We start from the raw sequence: 10,097 nt of genomic DNA, 5'->3' as shown, positions 1-10,097 counted from the left end.
CGCACCACCGCACCACACGTGAAGGGCCGCCCCGGGCAACCGGGACGGCCCTTCAGCACGTTCAGCAGCACCCGCCTACCATCGAGCAGATGCCCGCTCCCCGCTCGACCGTGACCGACGACCAACCGGGGCCCGACGACTTCATCCGCGTCCGCGGCGCCCGCGAGCACAACCTGCAGGACGTCGACGTGGACATCCCGCGCAACCGCATCGTCGCCTTCACCGGCGTCTCCGGCTCCGGCAAGTCCTCGCTTGCGTTCGGCACGGTGTTCGCCGAGGCACAACGCCGCTTCCTCGAGTCCGTCGCTCCCTACGCCCGACGGCTCATCGCGCAGGGGTCGACGCCGCACGTCGAGTCGATCACCGGCTTGCCACCCGCCGTGGCCCTGCAGCAGCGCCGCGGTGCCCCGAGCAGCCGTTCGACCGTCGGCACGCTGACGACCCTGTCGAACTCGATGCGCATGCTGTTCTCGCGGGCCGGCACGTACCCGTCTGGCGTCGACCGGCTCGAGTCCGACTCGTTCTCGCCGAACACCGTCGCAGGAGCCTGCCCGCGGTGCCACGGACTCGGCATCGCCCACGAGGTCACCGAGGCCTCGGCCGTCCACGACCCGTCGTTGAGCATCCGCGACGGCGCGATCACCGCGTGGCCCGGGGCGTGGCAGGGCAAGAACCTGCGCGACGTCACGGCGGTGCTCGGCTACGACATCGACGTGCCGTGGCGTGAGCTCTCCCGACAGGACCGCGACTGGTTGCTGTTCACCGAGGAGCAGCCGGTGGTCCAAGTCCACCCGAAGCGCGACCGCGTCGCGAAGCCGTACAAGGGGCGGTTCTGGAGCGCACGCCAGTTCGTGATGCACACCCTCGCCGACTCGCAGAGCGAGACGCAGCGGACCAAGGTGCTGCAGTTCGTCGAGTCGGGTCCGTGTGGCCTCTGCGGCGGGACCGGCCTGACCCGGGCCGCGCTCGCGGTGACGGTCGGCGGCCACTCGATCGCCGACCTGAACGGCCTGCCGCTCACGGCGCTGGCCGACGTCCTGCGCCCGATCGCCACCATCACGGACGCCAGCGCTGCCACCTCACGCGCCTCGTCCGGCGAGCACACCGAGGTCGCCGTCGCGATCTCGCGCGACCTGCTCACCCGGGTCGAGGTGCTCGTCGGCCTAGGCCTCGGGTACCTCGCGCTCGACCGGGCCACTCCGACGCTCTCCCCCGGCGAGACGCAGCGCCTGCGCATCGCGACGCAACTGCGCTCCGGCCTGTTCGGTGTCGTCTACGTGCTCGACGAACCGAGCGCCGGCCTGCACCCGGCCGACGCCGAGTCCCTGGTCGAGGTCCTCGACGACCTGCGTGCCGGCGGCAACAGCGTCTTCGTCGTCGAGCACGACATGAGCATCGTGCGGCGGGCGGACTGGATCGTCGACGTCGGCCCGGGTGCCGGATCCGGCGGGGGCACCGTCCTGTACAGCGGCCCCGTCGACGGTCTCGCCGACGTCGAGGCGTCGGTCACCCGACGGTTCCTGCACCCGCGCGACCGTGCCGACGGTGAGCGCACCGTCCGGACCCCCGTCGGGACCCTCGAACTGCGCGACCTCACCCTGCACAACCTGCAGGACCTGGACGTCGACCTGCCGCTCGGGGTGCTCACCGCGGTCACCGGCGTCAGCGGCTCCGGCAAGTCGTCGCTCGTCGGCGGGGTCCTGCCCGGCGTCGCGACGTCGCACCCGCTCGTCGACCGCGTCGTGCAGGTCGACCAGAAGCCGATCGGCCGCACCCCACGTTCGAACCTCGCGACCTACACCGGGCTCTTCGACGCCGTGCGTGCCGCGTTCGCCGCGACCGACGACGCGAAGGCCCGCGGCTGGACCGCCAGCCGCTTCTCGTTCAACGTGGCCGGCGGCCGGTGCGAGGTGTGCCAGGGCGAGGGCTCAGTGTCGGTCGAGCTCCTGTTCCTGCCGGGCAGCTGGGCGCCCTGCCCGGAGTGCCACGGTGCGCGCTACAACGACGAGACGCTCGAGGTGCAGTGGGACGGGGCGTCGATCGCCGACGTCCTGGGCATGACCGTCGACCAGGCTGCCCCCTTCCTGGCGTCGCTGCCGGCCGCTGCCCGCGGCCTCGAGGCCCTGCGCCAGGTGGGCCTCGGCTACCTGCGGCTCGGGCAGCCTGCACCGGAACTGTCCGGTGGCGAGGCCCAGCGCATCAAGCTCGCGACCGAACTGCAACGCGCGCGCACCGGGCACACGCTCTACCTGCTCGACGAACCGACGACGGGCCTGCACCCCGCCGACGTCGAGCTGCTGACCGCACAGCTCGCACGCCTCACCGACGCCGGCAACACCGTCGTCGTGGTCGAGCACGCCATGGACGTCGTCGCGAGTGCGGACCACGTCATCGACATGGGGCCCTCCGGTGGCGAGGAGGGCGGCCGCGTCGTCGCCACCGGCACCCCCGCCGAGGTCGCGGCGTCCGCCGAGAGCCGGACCGCGCCGTACCTGCGGGAGCAGCTCGGGCTCTGATCGCGCGCACCGGCGGACGGGCGCGTCCTGTGGCGGGCCTGCACCGCGCCTCCCGTCCGCCGGTGCGTGTGCATGTTCCGACGTTCCACGCGTCGATCAACCGGTGCCCTGTCGCATGATGCACACGCATCTGCTGCGTGTGCATGTTCCGACGTTCCACGCGTCGATCAACCGGTGCCCCGTCGCATGATGCACACGCATGCACCGCACACGCCAACGCACACGCACGCACACGCACACGCACGCACGCAGCAGCGCCCGCCGGGACGGATCCCGACGGGCGCTGCTGGTGGTGCGGACTAGGCCCGACGGAAGCGGCGGGCGATGGTGAGCCCGACGCCCGCGAGCATCAGCAGGATCGCGAAGGCGATCACCGGGGCCGGGTCGCTACCGGTGTAGGCGAGCGTCCCGTTCGGGCCGGTACCACCCGCGCCACCGGTGCCGGCGGTTGCCAGGCGGACGGTGAACGTCACCGGGTCGGATGCCGCCGAGGTGCCGTCTGCGCCGGTCTGGGTGGCGGTGATGGTCACCGTTCCCGGGCCGAAGCCGACGATCGGGGTGCACTTCCAGGTGCCGTCCGCCGCGACGACCGCGGTGCAGACGATGACCGTGCCGTCGGTGACCGTGACGGTCGCGCCGGGCTGACCGGTGCCGGTGATCGGCGGGTTGGGCGTCGTGACGGTGCCACCGTCCGTCGGCGAGGTGATCACCGGCGGCGGGGTCGTCGTGGTCGACGCGGGGTTGTAGGTGTAGACCAGCGGGTCGGACGTGCCACCCGGGGTCGTCACCGTGACCTCGACGTCACCGGCAGCGTGCGCCGGGGTCGTGAAGGTGAGCGTCGTGCCGTCCGCCGACACGCTGTCCGGCGTGATCGGGTCGGAACCGTCCACCGAGACCGTGGAGTCGTCGGTGAAACCGGTGCCCGTGACGGTCACGACCGTGCCACCCGCGGCCGGACCGTTGTCGGGGTCCAGCGCGGAGATCGTCGGGACCGCGGCCGGGGCCGGGTTGTACGTGTACGGCAGCGGCGCCGAGGTGCCGGAGCCGTTGGTGACGGTCACGGGGACCGCACCGGCGGTGTGCGCCGGCGTCGTGAACGTCAGCTCGGTGCCGTCGTCCGAGACGCTGTCCGGCGTGATCGGGTCGGAACCGTCCACCGAGACCGTCGAGGCGTCGGTGAAGCCCGTGCCGGAGACTGTGACGACCGTGCCACCGGTGACCGGACCGTTGTCGGGGTCCAGCGCCGTCAGCGTCGGAGCCCCGGCGGGTGCCGGGTTGTAGGTGTACGTCAGCGGCTCCGAGGTCCCGGCGTCGGTCGTGACCGTCACGTCGACGGGACCGGCGACGTGCGCCGGGGTCGTGAACGTCAGCTCGGTGCCGTCGTCGGAGACCGACTCCGGGTCGATCGGGTCGGATCCGTCGACCGAGACGGTCGCGTCGTCGGTGAACCCGGTGCCCGTGACGGTGACGAGCGTGCCGCCGCCGACCGGCCCGTTGTCGGGGTCGAGCGTCGTGAGCGTGGGCACCGCTGCGGGAGCCGGGTTGTACGTGTAGTCCAGCGGGTCCGAGGTGCCGGCAGGCGTGGTGACCGTGACGTCGACCGTCCCGGCGTCGTGCGCCGGCGTCGTGAAGGTCAGCTCGGTGCCGTCGTCCGAGACGGAGTCCGCCTCGATCGGGTCGGAACCGTCGACCGACACCGTGGCGTCGTCCGTGAAGCCCGTCCCAGTGACGGTGACGACCGTGCCACCGGCGACCGGCCCGTTGTCCGGGTCGAGCGTCGTGATGGTCGGGACCGCGGCCGCGTCGTCGGTGTAGGTGAAGTCGAGCGGGTCGGATTCACCGGCGGGCGTGGTGACGGTGACGTCGACCGTGCCGACGACGTGCGCCGGCGTGGTGAACGTGAGCTCGGTGCCGTCGTCCGAGACGGAGTCCGCCTCGATCGGGTCGGAACCGTCGACCGACACCGTGGCGTCGTCCGTGAAGCCCGTCCCGGTGACGGTGACGACCGTGCCACCGGCGACCGGTCCGTTGTCCGGGTCGAGCGCGGTGATCGTCGGGACCGCGAGCGGACCGGCGTTCGGGCCGACCGCAGCCGAGGCGAGGTTGACCACGGCGGTGCCGGCGGCCGGCACCAGTGCGACGCGCAGGGCACGCTGGGTGAAGACGCCGTCGGCGCTGGTCTCCTGCACGTTTGCCTGCAACGACACGACGGTCGTCAGGGCGTTGGCGAGGGGCGTGATGACCGTCTCACCGAGGCCGGCGACGACCTGGTTGATCGGGGCGACGACCTGCGCGATGACGGGGTTCACGACGTCGAGGAGCTGACCGATCGGCAGCGGGAGCCCGGCCACCGTGACGGTGAGCCCGCGGAGCGACTGCGTGAGCTGGGTCACGACGCCCTGCAGCGCGGTGGTGACCGCCGGCAGGAGCTGGGTCGTGAGTGCCTCGGTGATGTACGGCAGCAGCTCGGTGTTCGCCGGCAGGTTGTTGATGTCCAGGCCGGCGTTCGTCAGCACTGCGGCGACGTCGACCGTGATCGCACCCGTCTGCAGGTTCGCCGTGATCGAGCCGTCGGCGCTGGTGACGTCGCCGGTGGCCGAGTCGAGCACCGTGACGAGGTCGGGCAGGCCCTGGACCTGGACGAGCGGGCCGAGCGCGTTCAGGGTGTCCTCGACGCCGTCGACCGTCGGCTGGAGCGTGCCGAGGGTGGTGCGGAGCCCGGAGACGGTGGTGCCGAGCGCGGGGCTCGTCAGCGATAGGTCGAGGCCGGCGATGCCGTAGTCACCCGTCTGCGCACCGTCCGGGCCGGCTGCCTGCGCAGCCGTGGCCGAGACGGCGCCGACCTCGAGCTGGGCGTTCGCGAGTGCGCCCGCCAGGTCGGCCCCGATGAGACCCGACAGGTCGAGCGTGGCGTTGGACTGCGGGACGCCGTCCTGGCCGCCGACGCCGATCCCGCCGGTGTTCGTCACCGCGCCGGACGCGGCGACGGAGCTGCCGTCGGCGTTGGCGGCGGCGTACTGGTTGACGGCACCGAGGGTGAGGATGCCGTTGTTCCCGAGCAGGTTGAGGCCCCCGCCCAGGTTGACGTTGACCGCGTTGAGCGCGGTGACGTCGAGCGGGTGGACGTCGGTGTCCGTGGCCCCACCGGTGTTGACCGCGTCCGCCGGGGTCACGGTGAGGATGTCGTCGAGGTTCAACCCGAGCGCGGAGCCGCTGAGGAAGCGCCCCTGCCCGGTCGACGCGACGGGCGCTGCCGTCGCGGGGGCGGCGGCGAGGATGCTGCCGCCGGCGCCGAGGAGGGCTGCGGTGACGATCGCGACGCCCTTGCTCCGGCCTGACCATCGGGTGGAAGTGGACGCCCCTGGGTCTTTCTGGGCGCGCTCGAGTACTCCAAGCCTCATGTGGCTTCGCTCCTGATCCTGGTGCTGGTCCGGCAGTTGGTGATGCTGCCTGCAGCTGTGGTGTGGTTCCGATGAGCGTAACCCTGAACGGGTGCACAAGACCATCACCCCCGAACGGGGGCCTGCGCTCTGCGGATGCGGATGCCGATGCAGAACGCCGGTGCACGACGCGGTCAGATCTCGACGACGCGGTCAGATCTCGACGTCGCTGCCCATCGTCACGGTGCGCTGCGCGGGGAGACCGAAGCGTGCTGCGGGGTCGGCGGCGTTGTGGGCGAGTCCGACGAAGAGCTTCTTCCGCCAGGCCACCATCCCCCGGTTGCCGGGCATCGGACGGAGCGCTCCGCGGGAGATGAAGTAGGACGCCCGGAGCACTTCCTCCGGGTCGATGTCCAGGACCTCGGCCAGGCAGGCGGCGTGCAGGGCCTTCGGCAGGTCTTGGTCGTCCGAGAACCCGAACTTCACCGTGATGTGGTCGATGCCGTCGTCCTCGTAGCCGAGGTCGTCGCGGAAGAACGCCTTCGCGTGTGGGACGTGCGGCACGTTGGCGGTGAGCACCGAGACGATCAGGACGGTCCGGTGCACGACGTGGTTGTGCTCGACGTTGGCCCGGAGCGCCAGCGGCGTGGTCTCCTTGTTCGGGTGCGGGAAGACCGCCACCCCGGGCACCCGCGGGATGTGCTCGTGGTTGATGCGGTCGATGAAGTCGGCGAGCGACCCTTCGCGCTCCTTGCGTTCCTCCTGCACGAGCGCCCGGCCACGGCGCCACGTCGTCATCACGGTGATCACCGCCAGTGCGATGAGGAGCGGCACCCAACCGCCGTGGATGATCTTCGACAGGTTGCCGGCGAGGAAGGTCAGCTCGAGCCCGCCGAACGCCACCGCCGCGACCACGAGCTTCCAGGTCGACCACTTCCACAGCGGGCGGACGACGAGCAGGAGCAGGAGCGTGTCGACGACCAGGGCTCCGGTGACGGACACCCCGTACGCGGTGGCCAGGTTCGCCGATGACCGGAACGCGAGCATGATCGCGAGCACGCCGATGAACAGCAGCAGGTTCACCGCGGGCAGGTAGATCTGCCCGCTCTCCCGCCGCGAGGTCTGCCGGATCGTGAGCGGCGGCAGCAGCCCGAGCTGGACGGCTTGCCGGGTGAGCGAGAACGCCCCGGAGATGACGGCCTGGCTCGCGATCACCGTCGCGAGCGTCGCCAGCACCACCACGGGCAACCGCAGCGCGTCCGGGAACAGCAGGAAGAACGGGTCCTTCGCCGCCGACGGGTCGCGCAGCACCAGCGACGCCTGCCCGAGGTAGTTGAGGACGAGCGCCGGGAACACCACGAAGAACCAGGCCTTCAGGATCGGCGACCGTCCGAAGTGCCCCATGTCGGCGTAGAGCGCCTCCGCACCGGTGATGACGAGCACCACCGCCCCCATCGCCACGAACGTGATGTACGGGTGCGCGAAGGTGAACGAGATCGCCCACGTCGGCGACAGCCCTTGCAGGACGCCGGGGTGCTCGAGGATGTGCGGGACGCCGGCGGCGGCGATCACGACGAACCAGAGCAGCATCACCGGGCCGAACAGGTTGCCGACCTTGCCGGTGCCGAAGCGCTGCACCGCGAACAGCACGACCAGGATGACCGCGGCGATCGGCACGATCAGGTGATCGACGGACGGCGCCGCGGTACCGAGCCCCTCGACCGCGGACAGCACCGACACGGCCGGGGTGATCACGGAGTCGCCGTAGAAGAGCGAGACCCCGACGATGCCGATCACGAGGAAGATCACCGCACCACCGCGACGCTTCGCGTAGAGCCGGCGGGCCAGGGCGGCGAGCGCCATCACCCCGCCCTCGCCGTCGTTGTCGGCGCGCATCAGGATCAGCACGTACTTGATCGAGACGATGATCGTGATGCTCCAGAACATCATCGAGATGACGCCGTAGACGTCTTCCTGGTTCGCCTTCACCAGGCCGTCGTCGATCGTGAACACGGTGCGCAGGGCGTAGAGCGGACTCGTCCCGATGTCGCCGAACACGACACCGAGTGCGGCGAGCGCCAGGACGGCGACGCCCTTGCGCGGACCGTGGCCGCCGTCGTCGGTGGCCTCGGTCGTGGGGGTGGTGTGGTCCGTCGGCTTCGACGGTTCCGTCGGGGTCTCGGAGCGGGTCTCGGTCACGCTCGGCACTTCCGTCTCCGGCCGTCCGGGCGACGGCCGCCGCTCATCATCGCACCGTGCGCGGGATGCGGCTCGCAGGTGGCGCACATGCGTGCGCACCGTGGCTCTCGACGTGCGCGCGGGGCGGACGGGAGGCCCGTGGCGGGCCCGCACCGCGCCTCCCGTCCGACGGTGGGCCGGGTCCACATCCGCGAAAGCGACAGCGTGCCGCGAACTGTTCGCGGAGATCTGTCGCGATGCCGGAACGGACGGTGCCCCGCGCCGCAGGATTGTCGCTTTCGCGGGCCGGGTCTCAGGGACGCAGGCCGCGCACCAGGTCGTGGACCACGCGGGCGGCGCGCGCCGCGGCGCCGTCCAGGTGCTCGCGGAACTCGGCACCGTCGGGCGCGCAGAGGTCGCTGATGCAGCGGACCGACACGAACGGCATGTCGTGCACGTGGGCGAACTGGGCGATGGCGGCCGACTCCATGTCGACCGCGGCCACGTCGGGGAAGGCGCCGCGGAGCGTCCGGGCGCGTCCCTCGGTGACGAAGACCTCGCTCGAGCCGATCGTCGCCGAGCGCAGCGGCCAGGCGATGTCGGCGGCCATCGCCAGCTCGACCAGTCGGGCGTCCGGGGCGTACCCGGTCGGCATGCCGGGCACCTGGCCGAGGGCGTAGCCGAACGCGGTGGCGTCCGCGTTGAGGTTGACGTACCGGTCGCCGACGATGACGTCACCGATCGCGATGCCGTGCATGAGGCCGCCGGCGGTCCCGACGCTGATCACGGGGATGCCGGGTCCGAAGTCGTGGAAGCCGTGTGCCACGGCGGCTGTCGCGTTCGTGAAGCCGATGCCGCTGCGGCGGACGGCGACGGTGGCGCCGCCGATGTCGAGGAGCTGGTGCGGGTCGTGGCCTCCGACGGGGCCGTCGAGGATCGGGACCCCGCCGAACAGGTCGGCGAAGGCGGAGACCTCTTCGCTCATGGCCGCGATGATGATCGCGACGGGCGTCTGTTCCTGCACTGATCGATCCTCGCACGGCGAGGACGCGACGGCTGCCAGCGACGGCCGCCGGCTACCGCTGCCGGCTACCGCTGCCGGGCGAGCTCCTCGGCGACGAACGCGGCCATCGCGTCGGCGCCGAAGTGGTCGTCGGCGGTGATCGTGACCACGGTGTCGCCGTCGGGGTGGTCGTCGAACAGCAGCATCTGCCCGTACGCGCCGTGCAGCCGCCACAGCTGCCCCGGACCACCCCATCCGGCCATCGCGTAGCGGTGGTACCCGGGCCCGGTCCCCTCGCGCTCGACCCAGTCGGAGTGCATCGCGTCGCACCAGCGGGCGCCGACGATGCGCTGCCCGTCGACCACGCCGCCGTCGCGGATGAGCCGACCGAGGCGCGCGAGTTCCTCGGTCCGGAGCGCCAGTCCCTCGCCGGCGGCGACGTACCCGTTCGGGCAGCGCAGCCACTCCACGTCCTCGATGCCGAGCGGGTCGAACAGCCGTCGAGACACGAACGCGCCGACGTCGCCGACGCGGGTCTCGAGCACGCGCATGGCGGTGTAGGTGCTGACGTTGGCGTACTGGAACACGCGACCCCGCGAAGGCCGCCGCAGGAACTCGGCCGCCAGGTCCGGCCAGTCGGTCAGCTCCGTCGCCGACCAGGGCATGTCGATCCCGCTCGTCATCGTGAGCAGGTGCCGGAGGGTGACCTGGTCCGCGCCGTCCCCGAACTCGAACCCGGGCAGCGAAGCGGCGATCGGTTCGTCGACGTCCACCAGACCCTCGTCGGCGGCGATCCCGGTGGCGAGGACGCAGACGCCCTTCGCCGCGGAGTGGATCTCCTCGCGCACGTCGGGCGCCCATCGGTGCTCGGCGACGTCGTCGTCGGCAGTCCGGACGTGCAGGCCGTGGGCGCCGAAGCCGGTGTCGTCGACGTGCCGGACGATCGCGTCGAGGATGCTGGTCGCGGTGGTCACACCGCCATCCTCTCGCGGGTCGCGGCACGACCGGCAACCGGACGCG

At 71.7% G+C, this 10,097-nt stretch carries 5 protein-coding genes; 1 reads left to right on the top strand and 4 read right to left on the bottom strand.

From position 1 onward, the window contains the following. Positions 1 to 89: 89 nt before the first annotated feature. Positions 90 to 2,516 carry an excinuclease ABC subunit UvrA gene (locus M4960_RS16035; RefSeq protein ID WP_248704797.1) on the top strand — a complete coding sequence of 809 codons (2,427 nt, stop codon included), beginning with the start codon at positions 90 to 92 and terminating at the stop codon, positions 2,514 to 2,516. A gap of 299 nt (positions 2,517 to 2,815) precedes the next feature. On the opposite strand, the gene M4960_RS16030 is transcribed toward M4960_RS16035, so the two are convergent. The 4 genes from M4960_RS16030 to M4960_RS16015 form a co-directional block, all read right to left on the bottom strand. Further along, a complete protein-coding gene (locus M4960_RS16030) occupies positions 2,816 to 5,917 on the bottom strand; it encodes a choice-of-anchor G family protein (protein ID WP_248704796.1) in 3,102 nt (1,033 codons plus the stop codon). A gap of 192 nt (positions 5,918 to 6,109) precedes the next feature. After that, entirely contained in the window at positions 6,110 to 8,095 is a 1,986-nt protein-coding gene (locus M4960_RS16025) for a potassium transporter Kup (protein WP_248704795.1), read from the bottom strand. Between the two features lie 292 nt (positions 8,096 to 8,387). Further along, positions 8,388 to 9,098, bottom strand: coding sequence for a 5'-methylthioadenosine/S-adenosylhomocysteine nucleosidase (mtnN, locus tag M4960_RS16020; RefSeq protein ID WP_248704794.1), 711 nt, complete (start codon positions 9,096 to 9,098; stop codon positions 8,388 to 8,390). A gap of 65 nt (positions 9,099 to 9,163) precedes the next feature. Then, positions 9,164 to 10,051 (bottom strand): serine hydrolase, encoded by an 888-nt coding sequence (locus M4960_RS16015; protein WP_248704793.1) that lies wholly within the window; start codon positions 10,049 to 10,051, stop codon positions 9,164 to 9,166. Positions 10,052 to 10,097: the final 46 nt, after the last annotated feature.

The sequence above is a fragment of the Curtobacterium sp. MWU13-2055 genome, assembly GCF_023242305.1.
In the GTDB taxonomy this organism is placed as follows: Bacteria; Actinomycetota; Actinomycetes; order Actinomycetales; family Microbacteriaceae; genus Curtobacterium.
Note: the sequence above shows the minus strand (reverse complement) of the source record. Positions and strands in the feature narration are given on the sequence as shown.